Below are 16,794 nucleotides of genomic sequence, written 5' to 3'. Positions count from 1 at the left end.
AAAAAACCCGCTTTCGCGGGTTTGATCTGAATTTGGTGCCCAGGAGAAGACTCGAACTTCCACGACCTTGCGATCACCAGCACCTGAAGCTGGCGTGTCTACCAATTTCACCACCTGGGCATTATCTGACAACGTTGCCGTCGTCGATGGCGCGCACTATACGGAGCGATATTTGAGCTGTAAACCCCTGCCATGAAAAAAGCCTGGAAAATTTCGCCAGTGGTCGTGCAAGGTGCGCTCCGGGGGCCGCAAAGGGCTTTTAAACGCTTGTTGATACCTGAAATTTCCCGTTTCAATACGCGTATGCCAAACTAACCCGCATATAGACAAGGTGAAAACTCTCTAATGGCCGATTGGCAGTCCCTCGATCCCGAGGCCGCTCGTGAAGCGGAAAAATATGAAAACCCTATTCCTAGCCGCGAACTGATCCTGGCGCACCTCGCCGATCGTGGTTCGCCTGCTAGCCGTGAGCAACTGGTTGAAGAATTCGGTCTGACCACCGAAGACCAGCTCGAAGCCCTGCGCCGCCGTCTGCGTGCGATGGAGCGCGATGCTCAATTGATCTACACCCGTCGTGGCACTTATGCGCCGGTCGACAAGCTGGACCTGATCCTGGGTCGCATTGCCGGCCACCGTGACGGCTTCGGCTTCCTGATCCCGGACGATGGCAGTGACGACCTGTTCATGAGCCCGGCGCAAATGCGTCTGGTGTTCGATGGCGACCGTGCCCTGGCGCGGGTTTCTGGCCTCGACCGCCGTGGTCGTCGTGAAGGCGTGATCGTCGAAGTGGTGTCCCGCGCCCACGAATCCATCGTCGGCCGTTACTTCGAAGAAGGCGGCATCGGCTTCGTTGTGCCGGATAACCCGAAGGTCCAGCAGGAAGTGCTGATCACCCCGGGCCGTAATGGCGCCGCCAAGGTCGGCCAGTTCGTCGAGGTGAAAATTACCCACTGGCCTACTGCACGCTTCCAGCCCCAGGGCGATATCGTTGAAGTGGTCGGCAACTACATGGCGCCGGGCATGGAAATCGACGTTGCCTTGCGCACCTACGATATCCCTCATGTCTGGCCTGAGGCCGTGCTCAAAGAAGCCGCCAAGCTCAAGCCGGAAGTCGAAGAGAAAGACAAAGAAAAACGCATCGACCTGCGTCATCTACCGTTTGTCACGATTGACGGTGAAGATGCCCGCGACTTCGACGATGCGGTCTACTGCGAAGCCAAGCCTGGCAAGCTGCGCCTGTTCTCCGGCGGCTGGAAGTTGTACGTCGCGATTGCCGACGTGTCCAGCTACGTGAAGATCGGTTCGGCCCTGGATAACGAAGCCCAGGTGCGCGGCAACTCCGTGTACTTCCCAGAGCGCGTGATCCCGATGCTGCCCGAGCAGCTGTCCAACGGCCTGTGCTCCCTGAACCCGAAAGTCGACCGTTTGGCCATGGTGTGCGAGATGACCATCTCCAAAACCGGCGAAATGACCGACTACCAGTTCTACGAAGCGGTGATCCACTCCCAGGCACGCCTGACCTACAACAAGGTCAGCACCATCCTGGAAACGCCGAAGACCAGCGAAGCCAAGGCCCTGCGTACCGAGTACGCTGGCGTGGTGCCGCACCTCAAGCAGCTGTACTCGCTGTACAAGGTATTGCTGGGTGCCCGTCATACCCGTGGCGCGATCGATTTCGAAACCCAGGAAACCCGCATTGTCTTCGGCTCCGAGCGCAAGATTGCGGCGATCACCCCGACCACCCGTAACGACGCGCACAAGCTGATCGAGGAGTGCATGCTGGCGGCCAACGTGGCCACTGCCGAGTTCCTCAAGAAGCACGAAATTCCTGCGTTGTACCGTGTGCACGACGGCCCCCCGCCGGAGCGCCTGGAAAAACTTCGCGCCTTCCTCGGCGAACTCGGCCTGTCCCTGCACAAAGGCAAGGACGGCCCGACGCCGAAGGATTACCAGGCCCTGCTGGCCAGCATCAAGGACCGTCCGGATTACCACGTGATCCAGACCGTGATGCTGCGCTCGCTGAGCCAGGCGGTGTACAGCGCCGATAACCAGGGCCACTTCGGCCTGAATTACGAGGCGTACACCCACTTCACTTCGCCAATTCGCCGTTACCCGGACTTGCTCACGCACCGGGCGATCCGCAGCGTGATCCATTCCAAGCAGAACACCCCGCACGTCAAGCGCGCCGGTGCGATGACCATTCCGAAAGCACGGATCTACCCGTACGACGAAGCGGCCCTGGAACAACTGGGCGAGCAGTGCTCCATGAGTGAACGCCGCGCCGACGAAGCCACCCGCGACGTGGTGAACTGGCTCAAGTGCGAGTTCATGAAGGATCGCGTGGGCGAGTCGTTCCCGGGTGTCATCACCGCCGTGACCGGCTTTGGCCTGTTCGTCGAGCTGACCGACATCTACGTCGAGGGCCTGGTGCACGTCACCGCCTTGCCGGGTGATTACTACCACTTCGATCCTGTGCATCACCGCCTGGCGGGCGAGCGCACCGGTCGCAGCTTCCGCTTGGGCGATACCGTTGAAGTGCAGGTCATGCGTGTCGATCTCGACGAGCGCAAGATCGACTTCGGCATGCCTGACAAGCCGGCAGAGCCTGCGGGTCGTAAAAAACGTGGTGAAACCACGGCGCCTGCGTCCAAAGGCAAAGCGGCCACCCCAAAAACCACGGCCGAGCCTGCACCTGCCAAGGCTGGTCGTCGTTCTTCCGCCAAGGACAAGGCCCCTGAAGCCTACCGCCCAAGCGACGCGGCGGCGAAAAACGCCGAGCTGCGCAAGAGCCGCGAGTTGAAGCAGCAGTTGCTCAACGAAGCCAAAAGCGGTGGTAAAGCGGCGTCTGGGGGAAAGTCCCACGGGGCGGAAAAGCCGTCGAGCAAGCCAAGTAAACACCGTAAAGGCCCGCCAAAAGCGGGTTCGGCTCCCGCAAAAAGCGGCGGGTCGCGCAAACCTAAGGCCAAGTCATGAGTCTGGAAAAAATCTACGGCGTGCACGCCGTAGAAGCACTGCTGCGTCACCATCCCAAGCGCGTCAAGCAGGTGTGGTTGGCCGAAGGTCGCAGCGAGCCGCGCGTACAGGCGCTGGTCGAGTTGGCTACGCAGAATAAGGTTGCCATCGGCCAGGCCGAGCGTCGTGAAATGGACGTGTGGGTCGAAGGCGTTCACCAAGGTGTGGTGGCTGATGTCAGTCCGAGCCAGGTGTGGGGCGAGGCGATGCTCGACGAGCTGCTCGACCGTACCGAAGGTGCACCGTTGCTCTTGGTGCTGGACGGCGTGACCGACCCGCACAACCTCGGCGCCTGCCTGCGTTCGGCGGATGCTGCCGGTGCGCTGGCAGTGATCGTGCCCAAGGACAAGTCCGCGACCCTGACGCCGGTGGTGCGCAAGGTCGCCTGCGGTGCGGCGGAAGTGATTCCGCTGGTGGCCGTGACCAACCTGGCGCGTACCCTCGAGAAGCTCCAGCAGCGCGGCCTGTGGGTCGTGGGCACGGCGGGGGAGGCTGAGGTCAGCATTTATGACCAGGACCTTACCGGCCCTACCATCCTGATCATGGGCGCCGAAGGCAAAGGCATGCGCCGCCTGACCCGTGAGCATTGCGATTATCTGGTGCACCTGCCGATGGCCGGTAGTGTCAGCAGCCTCAATGTGTCGGTGGCGACGGGCGTGTGCCTATTTGAAGCCCAGCGTCAGCGTGGTGCCAAGGCTAAGGCCAAGCCCAAGAAGTAATCACCATGTGGGGCTTGCCCCAATCCTGATGTAGGAGCGAGCTTGCTCGCGAAAAACGTCAACGATAACGCGGGCTTCCTGAATGAGCGCGGTGTCTGTGAGTTTTTCGCGAGCAAGCTCGCTCCTACATTTGTGTTTGTGGTGCTTGGGGTTGTTCAAATAATCACCAATTGCCTTGCGCCGCTTCTCCCCCTTCTCTACAATTGCGCCCCTTGCCTTCCTGGCAGGCACCGATGTGCCTCCCCTGCGGCAAGATCCATAAGTGTCATTCACTCCTTGTCTGACCGTTTTTGAGCGGCAGGCTACAACCCGTAAGGAGCATTCATGCGTCATTACGAAATCATCTTTTTGGTCCACCCGGATCAAAGCGAGCAAGTCGGCGGCATGGTTGAGCGTTACACCAAGCTGATCGAAGAAGACGGCGGCAAAATCCACCGTCTGGAAGATTGGGGCCGTCGTCAACTGGCCTACGCAATCAACAATGTTCACAAGGCTCACTACGTGATGCTGAACGTTGAGTGCACTGGCAAGGCCCTGGCCGAGCTGGAAGACAACTTCCGCTACAACGATGCTGTGATCCGTAACCTGGTCATCCGTCGCGAAGAAGCCGTTACTGGCCAATCCGAGATGCTCAAGGCTGAAGAAAACCGCAGTGAGCGCCGTGAGCGTCGCGACCGTCCTGAGCACGAAGGCGCTGATAGCGCTGATAGTGATGACAGCGACAACAGCGATAACGCTGACGAGTAATCCACGGACCTTTTAAGGAGCCTATCAAATGGCACGTTTCTTCCGTCGTCGTAAATTCTGCCGCTTCACCGCTGAAGACGTGAAAGAGATCGATTACAAAGATCTCAACACTCTGAAAGCCTACGTATCCGAGACCGGCAAAATCGTTCCAAGCCGTATCACCGGTACCAAAGCACGTTATCAGCGTCAGCTGGCCACCGCTATCAAGCGCGCCCGCTTCCTGGCCCTGCTGGCCTACACCGACAGCCACGGCCGCTGAGACCGGGCAGTCGACAAGTAGTAAGGGATTGAATGCATGCGCGCCTTAGCTGAGTTCATCATGCGCGGTCGCGTGCAGGCCACTCTGGTAGTGGCTGGATGTGCGGCATTGCCGTTGCTTTATTGGTTGGGTGCTGCCGCAGGTTGCCTTGTGCTACTGCGGCGCGGTTTGAAGGACGCCCTTGGCGTTCTTGCCCTGGGTTTGTTGCCGGCCTTGATCTGGTGGCTGCAAATGGGTGATCCACGGGTACTTCTGGTACTGCTGGGGTCATCGAGCCTTGCGTTGGTTTTGCGCGCAAGTGAGTCCTGGGTCCGCACGCTGCTGGTCAGCGTGGCATTGGGGTTGGTGTACTCAGTGATGCTTGGCGCGGCTTTCCGCCCGCAGATCGAGGCGCTGGCGCAGGAGATCGTCAAGATCCTGCCGTTGGCCCTCGGGGATCTCTACCAGCATTTGTCGGTAGATGAGCGAGCGCGGTTTGCGTCACTGATTGCCCCGGTCCTGACCGGCCTTATTGCGGCTTTGTTGCAGGTCGTCAGCGTGCTGAGCCTGATTCTTGGGCGTTATTGGCAGGCGTTGTTGTACAACCCGGGTGGTTTTGGTCGCGAGTTTCGCAGTATCAGAATCCCAGCGGGGCCGGCGATGTTGCTGCTGGCGTGCATGGTTGTCGGGCCGAACTTCGGCCCACAGATGGCCTTGCTGGCGCCGATTTGCAGCGTACCGCTGGTGTTTGCCGGGCTGGCCCTGATTCATGGGCTTGCCGCGCAAAAGCGACTGGCCAGGTTTTGGCTGGTGGGGTTGTACGTCACGCTGTTGCTGTTCATGCAGCTGATCTATCCGTTACTCGTGGTCTTGGCCATTGTTGACAGCCTGATTGATTTTCGCGGTCGTCTGGCGTCGAAAGACGCCGATAACGCGAACGGTGAAGGTTAAAAGTTAGAGGATTTTCACATGCAACTGATCCTTCTGGAAAAAGTCGCCAACCTGGGCAACCTGGGCGACAAAGTGAACGTTAAGGCCGGCTACGGTCGTAACTACCTGCTGCCATACGGCAAAGCCACCGCTGCAACCGCTGCCAACCTGGCTGCGTTTGAAGAGCGTCGTGCTGAGCTGGAAAAAGCCGCAGCAGACAAAAAAGCGTCGGCCGAAACTCGCGCTGCCCAACTGGCTGAGCTGGAAGTGACTATCACTGCCACCGCTGGTGACGAAGGCAAGCTGTTCGGTTCGATCGGTACCCACGACATCGCTGATGCACTGACCGCCTCCGGCGTTGAAGTGCAGAAGAGCGAAGTTCGTCTGCCGAACGGCACCATCCGCAACGTAGGCGAATTCGACGTAGCCGTGCACCTGCACGCCGAAGTTGAAGCCACCGTACGCGTTGTCGTGGTAGCAGCTTAAGTCGCACCTAACTGACTGGCACCTCGCGTGCCAGCCGGTTAACATCGGGCACGATCCTGTTTACAGGTCGTGCCTTTTGTTTTTCTACACACCCCAAATTCCAAGTGGCCATGAACGAAATCTCTGCTCCTGAGCAATACGATCTGCAAACCGCTGCCCTGAAGGTGCCGCCGCATTCCATCGAGGCCGAACAGGCCGTGCTCGGTGGCTTGATGCTGGACAACAACGCCTGGGAACGCGTGCTGGATCAAGTCTCGGACGGTGACTTCTATCGTCATGACCACCGCCTGATCTTCCGCGCCATCGCCAAGCTGGCCGACCAGAACTCACCGATCGACGTGGTAACCCTGGCCGAGCAGTTGGACAAGGAAGGCCAGACCTCCCAAGTGGGTGGTCTGGGCTACCTCGGTGAGCTGGCAAAAAACACGCCGTCCGTCGCCAACATCAAGGCCTATGCCCAGATCGTCCGCGAGCGCGCCACGTTGCGCCAGTTGATCGGCATCAGCACCGAAATCGCCGACAGCGCCTTCAACCCCGAAGGCCGCACCGCTGCCGAGATCCTTGACGAAGCCGAGCGCCAGATCTTCCAGATCGCCGAGGCCCGTCCGAAAACCGGCGGCCCGGTCAGCGTCAACGACCTGCTGACCAAAGCCATCGACCGCATCGACACCCTGTTCAACACCGATGCCGCGATTACCGGTATTTCCACCGGTTACACCGACCTCGACGAAAAGACCAGCGGCCTGCAGCCGTCCGACTTGATCATCGTCGCCGGTCGTCCGTCCATGGGTAAGACCACCTTCGCGATGAACCTGGTGGAAAACGCCGTGTTACGCAGCGACAAGGCGGTGCTGGTGTACTCCCTCGAGATGCCAGGCGAATCGTTGATCATGCGTATGCTCTCGTCGCTTGGCCGTATCGACCAGACCAAGGTGCGTTCCGGCCAGCTTGAAGACGACGACTGGCCGCGCCTGACCTCCGCGGTCAACCTGCTCAACGACCGCAAGCTGTTCATTGATGACACTGCGGGTATCAGCCCGTCCGAAATGCGCGCGCGTACCCGGCGCCTGGTGCGTGAGCATGGCGACATCGCCCTGATCATGATCGACTACCTGCAGTTGATGCAGATCCCCGGTTCCAGTGGCGACAACCGTACCAACGAGATTTCTGAAATCTCTCGTTCCTTGAAGGCCCTGGCCAAGGAATTCAACTGCCCGGTGGTGGCGTTGTCCCAGCTCAACCGTTCCCTGGAACAACGTCCCAACAAGCGTCCGGTGAACTCCGACTTGCGGGAATCCGGAGCGATCGAGCAGGACGCCGACGTGATCATGTTCGTGTACCGCGACGAGGTGTACCACCCCGAGACGGAACACAAGGGCATTGCCGAAATCATCATCGGCAAGCAGCGGAACGGCCCGATCGGGTTTATCCGGTTGGCGTTCATCGGCAAGTACACGCGTTTCGAGAACCTGGCGCCGGGTAGCTACAACTTCGACGACGACGAGTAGTTTCAAGCGCCTGTAATGGCCTCATCGCAGGCAAGCCAGCTCCCACATTTGGAATGCATTCCCCTGTGGGAGCTGGCTTGCCTGCGATGGGGCCACCACAATTCCGACTACTACCGTCGGAATTGGTCAAAATTTGTGCTATATTCCGCGCCCGCGATTTTTCATCTTCACACCGGTCACCGTCATGCAAACAGCCAAGCCGTTATTTGACTATCCCAAGTACTGGGCCGAATGTTTCGGTCCTGCGCCATTCCTGCCGATGAGCAGGGAGGAGATGGATCAGCTTGGCTGGGATTCGTGCGACATCATCATCGTCACCGGTGATGCCTATGTTGACCACCCATCGTTCGGCATGGCGATCATCGGCCGGCTGCTGGAGTCCCAGGGCTTTCGCGTCGGGATCATCGCGCAACCGAACTGGCAATCCAAAGACGACTTCATGAAGCTCGGCGAGCCGAACCTGTTCTTCGGCGTCGCGGCCGGCAACATGGACTCGATGATCAACCGCTACACCGCCGACAAGAAAATCCGCTCCGACGACGCCTATACCCCTGGCGGCATGGCTGGCAAACGCCCCGACCGTGCGAGCCTGGTGTACAGCCAGCGTTGCAAGGAAGCCTACAAGAACGTGCCGATCGTGCTTGGCGGCATCGAAGCTTCCCTGCGTCGTATCGCCCACTACGACTACTGGCAGGACCGCGTGCGCAACTCGATCCTGATCGACGCCACCGCCGATATCCTGCTGTACGGCAACGCCGAGCGGGCCATCGTCGAAGTTGCCCAGCGTTTGTCGTGGGGCCACAAGATCGAAGACATCACCGATGTGCGCGGTACCGCGTTCATCCGCCGTGATACGCCGGCCGGTTGGTACGAAGTGGATTCCACGCGCATCGACCGTCCGGGCAAGATCGACAAGATCATCAACCCGTACGTCAACACACAGGACACCCAGGCCTGCGCCATCGAGCAGGAAAAGGGGCCGGTGGATGATCCGGAAGAAGCCAAGGTTGTGCAGATCCTGGCCAGCCCGCGCATGACCCGTGACAAGACCGTGATCCGCCTGCCATCGGTGGAAAAAGTCCGCGGCGACGCGGTGCTCTATGCCCACGCCAACCGCGTGTTGCACCTGGAAACCAACCCAGGCAACGCCCGCGCCCTGGTGCAGAAGCACGGTGAAGTTGACGTGTGGTTCAACCCGCCGCCCATTCCGATGACTACCGAAGAAATGGACTACGTGTTCGGCATGCCTTATGCCCGCGTACCGCACCCGGCGTATGGCAAGGAGAAGATCCCGGCCTACGATATGATCCGTTTCTCGGTGAATATCATGCGTGGCTGCTTCGGCGGCTGCACCTTCTGCTCGATCACCGAGCACGAAGGCCGCATCATCCAGAACCGTTCCGAAGAGTCGATCATTCGCGAGATCGAAGAAATCCGCGACAAAGTGCCGGGCTTCACCGGCGTGATCTCCGACCTCGGCGGCCCGACGGCGAACATGTACCGCATCGCCTGCAAAAGCCCGGAAATCGAATCCGCGTGCCGCAAGCCGTCGTGCGTGTTCCCTGGCATCTGCCCGAACCTGAACACCGACCACTCGTCGTTGATCCAGCTGTACCGCAGCGCCCGTGCGTTGCCGGGTGTGAAGAAGATCCTGATCGCTTCCGGCCTGCGCTACGACCTGGCCGTCGAGTCGCCGGAATACGTCAAAGAGCTGGTCACCCACCACGTCGGTGGTTACCTCAAGATCGCCCCGGAACACACCGAGGAAGGTCCGCTCAACCAGATGATGAAGCCGGGCATTGGCAGCTATGACAAGTTCAAGCGCATGTTCGAGAAGTACACCAAGGAAGCGGGCAAGGAGCAGTACCTGATCCCGTACTTCATCGCCGCCCACCCGGGTACCACCGATGAAGACATGATGAACCTGGCCCTGTGGCTCAAGGGCAACGGCTTCCGTGCCGACCAGGTGCAGGCGTTCTACCCGTCGCCGATGGCCACCGCCACCGCGATGTACCACTCGGGCAAAAACCCGCTGCGCAAGGTCACCTACAAGAGCGACGCGGTGACCATCGTCAAGAGCGAGGAGCAGCGCCGCCTGCACAAGGCGTTCCTGCGTTACCACGACCCGAAGGGCTGGCCGATGCTGCGTGAAGCATTGACCCGCATGGGCCGTGCCGACCTGATCGGGTCGGGCAAGGACCAGTTGATCCCGCTGCACCAGCCGTCCACCGACAGCTACCAGAGCGCCCGGCGCAAGAACTCGACGCCGGCCGGCAGCCATAAGGTCGCCAAGGAAACCACCACCAGGATCCTCACCCAGCACACCGGCCTGCCACCCCGTGGCAGCGACGGCAGCAACCCGTGGGACAAGCGCGAGCAAGCCAAGGCTGCGGCCCAGGCGCGCAATAAGCAGGCGGCCAAAGAGCGCAGCGATGCGGCCAAGGGCAAGGGCGGCAAGCCTACGCGCAAGCCGGTTGTACCGCGGTGATCGACGTCTGAAATGCAAAACGCCAGCCTCGTGCTGGCGTTTTGCTTTCTGGTCGGTGGTGAGTCTGTTTGGTAAGGTGGCGCCCATTAGATTGCTATCGCAGGCAAGCCAGCTCCCACAGGAGAATGTATTTCAAGCGTGGGAGCTGGCTTGCCTGCGATGAGGCCGGTCTGGGCACTCTCGATTTCAAGGAAGAACACTTATGGGCAACCCCTTGCTCAACATCGGCATGGACTCCAACCGCTCCCAATTCATGGCGCGCCAGCGCATTGAGAGCCAGATCAACCTGCCGCGGCTGTTCGCCGTCATTGACGCCGACCCCAGCATCGTCGGCGCTGGCGTGGTGTACATCGACGCCGACTTCAACGTGATCACCCTGCGCGAATTCAAGCCCATCTGCAGCATCAAACCCAAGCGCGTCATTTTGCGCGAGGCGCAGAAGTACATCTCGCCGGCGCAGTTTGTCGAGCAGGTGAAGACCGACCCCCGTGAAGGGCGACTCCAGAAGGAGGCCTTTGATATGGGGCTTTCCTGTGGGGCGGCGGTGATCGGTTGGATCGTGGTGTTCAGTGGCAGCGTCGCCGTACCCTTCACCGCCGGCGCCAGTGCTTTTGTGGTGGGTATTGGTGTCACAGCGGCGCTGGCCAGCAGTGCGCAGTGCGGGTTTGGCGTGGCCCGTACCTATAACGAGATCCTTGACCCGCAAGCCAACGACCGTATGGACGACGCCCAGTGGTACGGCGCGGTGTCACCGATTCTCGATGCCGCGTCGTTGGTCGGGATCGGAACGGGAGCCTTCACCACATTAAGGCTGCTCAAGGCCAAAAAAGCCGCTGCGTTGGGCAAGAGCTGGTATGAATTGCTCAAGGGCTTGAATCGCCAGGAGCGCAAGAAGTTGACCCAGGAATTGCTCAGTCTCAAAGACCCAAGCCTGACCCCCAAGCTGCTCAAGTTGCAGCAGCGCGCCGGCACATTGCCCAAGCGCTACAGCTCCACGGAAATTCGTCATGCCACGCTCACCCAGCTCAAGGACGCCTTGGGCGGCATGTTGGGTATCTGGGGCAGCTATCGAACCGGTCACGTCGGCTCGGCGTCGACGCTTGCCATTGGCCTGTATGAGGAACTGACGGAATGAAGGGGTTTCCCGATAGGCGCAGTTTCCTTGCGCGTTATTTTCCGGTGTTCATGGGCACCATCTTCATGGCGATTTTCTCTGGTTCGGTGGCTGTCTCCACGGCGGGCGTAACCTATTTGCGCGGGGTTGAACCGGCGCTCAAGGCCAACTACTCCGGGGCTGCAATCCTGGTGCTGGTGGCAGTGTTGGTGTTTGGCAATGTGATGATTGCACGCGGGTATCCCTGGGCGACCCGGCTGGTGGCGGGCTACCTGGTGTGTTGCCTGCTGTTCGTGTTGCCGATGATTCAATACGGCCTCAATACCCTGGTGTACGGCTCGGCGGTGCTGTTCCCGCTGCTGGGTTTGTTGCTGCTCAACAGTAAGCGCCATTGTGAAATGCGGCAGCGGTTACTCGAAATACGTCACCTGCGTCGGGCGGTGATTGCGCAACGCAAGGCCCGTTGATTAGGTAGGTTTATTGGCGGTAGGTGGCCTGTTTGTTAGGGTGGCGCCCATCAGATTGCTATCGCAGGCAAGCCAGCTCCCACAGGGGAATGCATTTCAAGTGTGGGAGCTGGCTTGCCTGCGATGAGGCCGGTCGCGGCACTCTCAATTTCAAGGAAGAACACTTATGGGCAACTCCTTGTTCAACATCGGCACGGATTCCAACCGCTCTCAATTTATGGCGCGCCAGCGCATCGAGAGCCTGATAAACCTGCCACGGCTGTTCGCCGCCATCGATGCAGACCCCGCCATTGTCGGTGCAGGTGTTGTGTATATCGATGCCGATTTCAACGTTGTCACCCTGCGCGAATTTCAGCCCATCTGCAGCATCGCACCCAAGCGTTTGATCCTGCGTGAGGCGCAGAAGTACATCGCGCCAACGCAATTCGCTCAGCAGGTGCAAGACAATCCGCGTGAGTCCCGCTTGGTGGGCGAAGCGGTCAATACCACGCTATCGTGTGCCGGCGCGGTTATCGGTTGGATCGTGGTGCTCAGTGGTTCCGTCGCAGTTCCGTTTTCGGCGGGGGCCAGTTCGGTGGTCGTGGCGCTCGGCTATACGGCCGCGGCAGCCAGTTCTGTGCAGTGCTTTGCCAGCGGCTATCGCACCGTCAATGAGATCCGCAACCCCGCGCGCAATGATCAGCTCGACAGTGAGGAGTGGTACCAATACACCATGATTGCCCTGGATGCGGCGTCGTTGGTTGGGGTGGGTTCATCGGCATTGGCAACGGTCAAGCTGGTGCGGCTGAATAAGGCCTCTACCGGGAAAAGTGTGAGAGAGGTGCTCAGGGGCCTGAATCGACAGGAGCGCGCCAAGTTGACCAAAGAGCTGCTGAGCATCAACGACCCACGCTTGACGTCCAAGATGATCAAGTTAAAGCAGTTGTCGGGCGAGTTGCCTAAGCGGTTCACGCCCACCGAGGTCAAGCATGTAACGGTCACGCAGATCAAGGATGCGTTGGGCGCAGCCATCGGTTTTACCGGTAGTGCGGTGTCAGGGAACGTACGCACAATTGCCATAGGTCTGTATGAGGAGGCCGAACAATGAACGAGCTGCCTAGCATTCGCAGTTTTCTGTCGACGTATTTCCCCGTCTTTATGGGGGCGATATTCGTCTGCATTTTCACCCTCGTGTTTGCGGTTCCGGTGTTCTTCGATAGCTATATGCCAAGCCTGTCCATGGCAGATAATGCCAAATACTCCTTCCTGGCGGGTATCGCACTCACGCTAGTCATTGTGCACTGCAATTTCATGATCGCACGCGGGCGTCCCCAATGGATTTGGCCGCTAGTGTTGCTGCTGGGGGTATGCTTTCTGGGTGTATTGCCAACACTCAATGATCAACCGAACGGGGTGGTATATGCCTTGAGCCTGGTGTTTCCATTAATTGGGCTACTGCTGTTCAACAGCAAACGCCACCGTGAAATGCGCCAGAAACTGGTCGAAGTCCGCTGCCTGCGCCAGGCCATGATTGCCCAACACAAACACCATTGATTGGGTAGATTCACCACCTGCCCTCAGCCCGGCGCTACAAATGTGTGCAGCGCCTGCACCATAGCCACAACGTTGGCGCCGTTTTGGTGCTGTACTGCACCGGGCCTGACGTTTTAGTGCAATGACTGCTGCTGTGGCATAAGTCTTGCGCGCGTTGTGCTTATGCCCTGGCTCGCAGGAGGCCGCCGTGTCGATTCATGTCGCGTTGCACCACGTTACGCATTACCGCTACGACCGTGCTGTCGAACTCGGCCCACAGATCGTTCGGCTACGCCCGGCAGCCCATAGCCGTACGCGAATACTGTCCTACGCGCTGAAGGTGTTGCCCGAGCAGCATTTCATCAACTGGCAGCAAGACCCCCAGGGCAATTATCTGGCGCGCCTGGTGTTCCCGGAAAAGACTGACGAGTTGCGCATTGAGGTCGACCTGGTCGCCGAGATGGCCGTGTTCAACCCGTTCGATTTTTTTCTCGAACCCTACGCCGAAAAAATCCCGTTCAGCTACGCCGCCGATGAGCAGCGCGAGCTGGCGCCGTACCTGGAAACCTTGCCGCTGACGCCAAGGTTTGCCGCCTACCTGGCCGGTATCGACCGCACGTCGCTGCCTGCTGTGGATTTCCTGGTCGGCCTCAACCAGCGCCTGGCCGCCGATATCGGTTACCTGATTCGCATGGAGCCGGGTGTGCAAACCCCGGAATTTACCCTGGAAAACGCGTCCGGCTCCTGCCGCGACTCGGCCTGGTTGTTGGTGCAATTGCTGCGCAACCTCGGGTTGGCGGCTCGATTTGTCTCTGGTTACCTGATACAGCTCACCGCTGACGTCAAAGCCCTCGACGGCCCGTCCGGTACCGAGGTGGACTTCACCGACCTGCACGCCTGGTGCGAAGTGTATCTGCCCGGCGCTGGCTGGATTGGCCTGGATGCCACGTCCGGGTTGTTCGCCGGTGAAGGGCATATCCCCTTGGCCTGCAGCCCCGATCCATCGTCTGCCGCGCCCATCAGTGGGTTGGTTGAGCCGTGCGAATGCGAGTTCACCCATGAGATGTCGGTAGAGCGCATCTGGGAAGCGCCACGGGTGACCAAGCCCTACACCGAAGAACAATGGTTGGCGATCCAGGCCCTGGGCCGGCAGATCGACGGCGACCTGCTCAAGGACGACGTACGCCTGACCATGGGCGGCGAGCCGACCTTCGTCTCTATTGACGACCCAGACGGCGCCGAATGGAACACCGCAGCCCTGGGCCCGGACAAGCGTCGCCTGTCGGCCGAGCTGTTCCAGCGCCTGCGCCAGCACTATGCGCCCAAGGGCCTGGTGCATTTCGGCCAAGGCAAGTGGTACCCCGGCGAGCAACTGCCGCGCTGGTCGCTCAATTGCTACTGGCGCCGCGACGGGGTGCCGATCTGGCACAACAGCGCACTGATCGCCGATGAGCAAGAAGACTACGGCGCCGATGGGGTGATGGCCGGGCGTTTCCTGGCCAGCGTCGCCGAGCGCCTGAAACTGCCGGCGCGCTTTGTGTTCCCGGCGTTCGAGGACAATTTCTACTACCTGTGGCGCGAAGGGGCGCTGCCCCAGAACGTCACCGCCCAGGACCCGCGCCTGAGCGACGACCTGGAGCGTGAGCGCCTGCGCAAAGTGTTCAGCCAGGGCCTGGATAAAGTCATCGGCCAGGTGCTGCCGCTGGCACGTACTGCGGCCAATGATCGCTGGCAGAGTGGGCGTTGGTATCTGCGCGACAACCATTGCCGGTTGGTGCCGGGTGATTCGCCGCTGGGTTACCGGCTGCCCTTGGCTTCCCAGCCCTGGGTGACGGCGGCTGAGTATCCGTTCATACACCCCACCGACCCGAACCAGGACCAGCCCGAGCTTCCCACTGCGGCGCAATTGCGCAGCCATGGCGAGCCGGCCCCGGACGACGAGCGTGTGCCCAAGGTCGACGAGTCCGCCGACTGGCTGACCCGTACCGCGCTGTGCGCCGAAGCACGGGAAGGCCGCCTGTACCTGTTTATGCCGCCGCTGGAGCGCATCGAGGATTACCTGGAGCTGGTGACTGCCATTGAGGCCACCGCCGAAGAGCTGCATTGCCCGGTACTGCTGGAGGGCTACGAGCCGCCAGCGGATACGCGCCTGAGCAATTTCCGGGTCACGCCAGATCCCGGTGTCATCGAGGTCAACGTACAGCCGTCCGCCACCTGGGACGAGTTGGTAGAACGCACCGAATTCCTCTACGAAGAGGCCCGGCAAACCCGCCTGACCACCGAGAAGTTCATGATCGATGGGCGCCATACCGGCACCGGTGGCGGTAACCACTTCGTACTGGGCGGTGCGACGCCCAAGGATTCGCCCTTCCTGCGCCGACCGGACCTGCTGCGCAGCCTGATCAGCTACTGGCACAACCACCCGTCGTTGTCCTATTTGTTCTCCGGACTGTTTATCGGCCCCACCTCCCAGGCGCCCAGGGTAGATGAGGCGCGCAACGATGCGCTGTATGAACTGGAAATCGCCTTCGCGCAGATGCCTGCACCGGGCGAGGAGTGCCCGCGGTGGTTGGTGGATCGCCTGTTGCGCAACCTGCTGATCGACGTGACGGGTAATACCCATCGCGCCGAATTCTGTATCGACAAACTTTACTCACCCGACGGCGCCACTGGCCGCCTGGGGCTGCTGGAACTGCGCGCCTTTGAAATGCCCCCCCATGCGCGCATGAGCCTGACCCAGCAGTTGTTGCTGCGGGCGCTGGTCGCGCGGTTCTGGCGCGAGCCCTATGCGCCGCCGAAGCTGGCGCGCTGGGGCACTGAACTGCATGACCGTTTCCTGTTGCCGCACTTTATCGAGCAGGACTTTGCCGACGTGATCGTCGAGCTGAACGCGGCCGGCTACCCGCTGCGTGCCGAATGGTTCGCGGCGCATCTGGAGTTTCGTTTCCCCAAGGTGGGCGACTACGCCGTCAGCGGTATCGAACTGGAACTGCGCCAGGCCTTGGAGCCTTGGCATGTGCTGGGCGAGGAGGGCGCAGTGGGTGGCACGGTGCGGTATGTGGATTCGTCCCTGGAGCGCCTGCAAGTGAAGTTGAGCGGGTTGCCACCGCAACGCTACCTGCTGACCTGCAATGGCGTGCCGGTGCCGCTGCAACCAACCGGCCGCGTCGGCGAGTTCGTGGCGGGCGTGCGTTACCGCGCCTGGCAACCGGCCAACTGCTTGCAACCGACCATCCCCGTGCATGCGCCGCTGGTATTTGACCTGCTCGACACTTGGATGCAGCGTTCGTTGGGTGGCTGCCAATACCATGTGGCGCACCCGGGCGGGCGCAATTACGACAGCCTGCCGGTGAATGCCAATGAGGCGGAGAGCCGGCGTATGGCGCGTTTTTTCCGCTTGGGGCATAGCCCGGGCAAGCTGCCAGTGCCGACTGTAACGGTAAACGATGAGTTGCCAATGACCCTGGATTTGCGGCGTTTCACAAAAAATAAGGAATGAACATGATCCTAGTGTGGGAGGGCTTTTGTGGCGAGGGAGCTTGCTCCCGCTGGGGTGCGAAGCGCCCCCAATAG

General features: G+C 60.3%; 13 protein-coding genes and 1 tRNA gene. 13 read left to right on the top strand and 1 reads right to left on the bottom strand.

Translation table 11 applies throughout. The annotated features are described in order from the left end of the window. Nucleotides 1-33: 33 nt before the first annotated feature. A tRNA-Leu gene (locus GIV26_RS26720) sits at nucleotides 34-120 on the bottom strand. 225 nt (nucleotides 121-345) lie between these two features. Here GIV26_RS26720 and rnr point away from each other — a divergent pair. The 13 genes from rnr to GIV26_RS26655 all read left to right on the top strand — a co-directional run bounded on the left by rnr (nucleotide 346) and on the right by GIV26_RS26655 (nucleotide 16,720). After that, nucleotides 346-2,973 (top strand): ribonuclease R, encoded by a 2,628-nt coding sequence (rnr, locus tag GIV26_RS26715; RefSeq protein ID WP_054896269.1) that lies wholly within the window; start codon nucleotides 346-348, stop codon nucleotides 2,971-2,973. Next, nucleotides 2,970-3,731, top strand: coding sequence for a 23S rRNA (guanosine(2251)-2'-O)-methyltransferase RlmB (rlmB, locus tag GIV26_RS26710; protein ID WP_003188074.1), 762 nt, complete (start codon nucleotides 2,970-2,972; stop codon nucleotides 3,729-3,731). The genes rnr and rlmB overlap by 4 nt, the downstream gene beginning before the upstream one ends. Before the next feature lie 324 nt (nucleotides 3,732-4,055). Beyond that, nucleotides 4,056-4,478, top strand: a complete 423-nt coding sequence (gene rpsF, locus GIV26_RS26705; RefSeq protein WP_003236224.1) for a 30S ribosomal protein S6 — start codon at nucleotides 4,056-4,058, stop codon at nucleotides 4,476-4,478. Between the two features lie 28 nt (nucleotides 4,479-4,506). Next, nucleotides 4,507-4,737, top strand: coding sequence for a 30S ribosomal protein S18 (rpsR, locus tag GIV26_RS26700; RefSeq protein WP_002551829.1), 231 nt, complete (start codon nucleotides 4,507-4,509; stop codon nucleotides 4,735-4,737). A 36-nt stretch (nucleotides 4,738-4,773) separates the two neighbouring features. Further along, nucleotides 4,774-5,667, top strand: coding sequence for a hypothetical protein (locus GIV26_RS26695; RefSeq protein ID WP_034125655.1), 894 nt, complete (start codon nucleotides 4,774-4,776; stop codon nucleotides 5,665-5,667). Nucleotides 5,668-5,685: 18 nt separating this feature from the next. After that, complete coding sequence (rplI, locus tag GIV26_RS26690) at nucleotides 5,686-6,132, top strand: 50S ribosomal protein L9 (RefSeq protein WP_003171376.1); 447 nt, start codon at nucleotides 5,686-5,688, stop codon at nucleotides 6,130-6,132. A 110-nt stretch (nucleotides 6,133-6,242) separates the two neighbouring features. Next, complete coding sequence (gene dnaB / locus GIV26_RS26685; RefSeq protein WP_003188079.1) at nucleotides 6,243-7,640, top strand: replicative DNA helicase; 1,398 nt, start codon at nucleotides 6,243-6,245, stop codon at nucleotides 7,638-7,640. A 184-nt stretch (nucleotides 7,641-7,824) separates the two neighbouring features. After that, complete coding sequence (locus GIV26_RS26680; protein ID WP_034125867.1) at nucleotides 7,825-10,128, top strand: YgiQ family radical SAM protein; 2,304 nt, start codon at nucleotides 7,825-7,827, stop codon at nucleotides 10,126-10,128. Nucleotides 10,129-10,330: 202 nt separating this feature from the next. After that, entirely contained in the window at nucleotides 10,331-11,263 is a 933-nt protein-coding gene (locus GIV26_RS26675; RefSeq protein WP_019818300.1) for a hypothetical protein, read from the top strand. Beyond that, nucleotides 11,260-11,709, top strand: coding sequence for a hypothetical protein (locus GIV26_RS26670; protein ID WP_236282874.1), 450 nt, complete (start codon nucleotides 11,260-11,262; stop codon nucleotides 11,707-11,709). Before GIV26_RS26675 ends, GIV26_RS26670 begins: the two co-directional genes overlap by 4 nt. A gap of 166 nt (nucleotides 11,710-11,875) precedes the next feature. Then, a complete protein-coding gene (locus GIV26_RS26665) occupies nucleotides 11,876-12,796 on the top strand; it encodes an NAD synthetase (RefSeq protein ID WP_236282872.1) in 921 nt (306 codons plus the stop codon). Next, nucleotides 12,793-13,242 carry a hypothetical protein gene (locus GIV26_RS26660; protein WP_034125658.1) on the top strand — a complete coding sequence of 150 codons (450 nt, stop codon included), beginning with the start codon at nucleotides 12,793-12,795 and terminating at the stop codon, nucleotides 13,240-13,242. The genes GIV26_RS26665 and GIV26_RS26660 overlap by 4 nt, the downstream gene beginning before the upstream one ends. Nucleotides 13,243-13,429: 187 nt before the next feature. After that, complete coding sequence (locus GIV26_RS26655; RefSeq protein WP_236282870.1) at nucleotides 13,430-16,720, top strand: transglutaminase family protein; 3,291 nt, start codon at nucleotides 13,430-13,432, stop codon at nucleotides 16,718-16,720. The last annotated feature ends 74 nt before the right edge of the window (nucleotides 16,721-16,794 follow it).

It is taken from the genome of Pseudomonas sp. PA-1-3F (genome assembly GCF_021609665.1).
Taxonomy (GTDB): domain Bacteria; phylum Pseudomonadota; class Gammaproteobacteria; order Pseudomonadales; family Pseudomonadaceae; genus Aquipseudomonas; species Aquipseudomonas paracarnis.
Note: the sequence above shows the minus strand (reverse complement) of the source record. Positions and strands in the feature narration are given on the sequence as shown.

Bases quoted from the DNA above. Each gene is read 5' to 3' on its own strand.
- GIV26_RS26675 (WP_019818300.1), top strand. From the start codon at position 10,331: ATGGGCAACCCCTTGCTCAACATCGGCATGGACTCCAACCGCTCCCAA.
- rpsF (WP_003236224.1), top strand. From the start codon at position 4,056: ATGCGTCATTACGAAATCATCTTTTTGGTCCACCCGGATCAAAGCGAG.
- GIV26_RS26660 (WP_034125658.1), top strand. From the start codon at position 12,793: ATGAACGAGCTGCCTAGCATTCGCAGTTTTCTGTCGACGTATTTCCCC.
- GIV26_RS26665 (WP_236282872.1), top strand. From the start codon at position 11,876: ATGGGCAACTCCTTGTTCAACATCGGCACGGATTCCAACCGCTCTCAA.
- rpsR (WP_002551829.1), top strand. From the start codon at position 4,507: ATGGCACGTTTCTTCCGTCGTCGTAAATTCTGCCGCTTCACCGCTGAA.
- rlmB (WP_003188074.1), top strand. From the start codon at position 2,970: ATGAGTCTGGAAAAAATCTACGGCGTGCACGCCGTAGAAGCACTGCTG.
- rnr (WP_054896269.1), top strand. From the start codon at position 346: ATGGCCGATTGGCAGTCCCTCGATCCCGAGGCCGCTCGTGAAGCGGAA.
- dnaB (WP_003188079.1), top strand. From the start codon at position 6,243: ATGAACGAAATCTCTGCTCCTGAGCAATACGATCTGCAAACCGCTGCC.
- GIV26_RS26680 (WP_034125867.1), top strand. From the start codon at position 7,825: ATGCAAACAGCCAAGCCGTTATTTGACTATCCCAAGTACTGGGCCGAA.
- rplI (WP_003171376.1), top strand. From the start codon at position 5,686: ATGCAACTGATCCTTCTGGAAAAAGTCGCCAACCTGGGCAACCTGGGC.
- GIV26_RS26670 (WP_236282874.1), top strand. From the start codon at position 11,260: ATGAAGGGGTTTCCCGATAGGCGCAGTTTCCTTGCGCGTTATTTTCCG.
- GIV26_RS26695 (WP_034125655.1), top strand. From the start codon at position 4,774: ATGCGCGCCTTAGCTGAGTTCATCATGCGCGGTCGCGTGCAGGCCACT.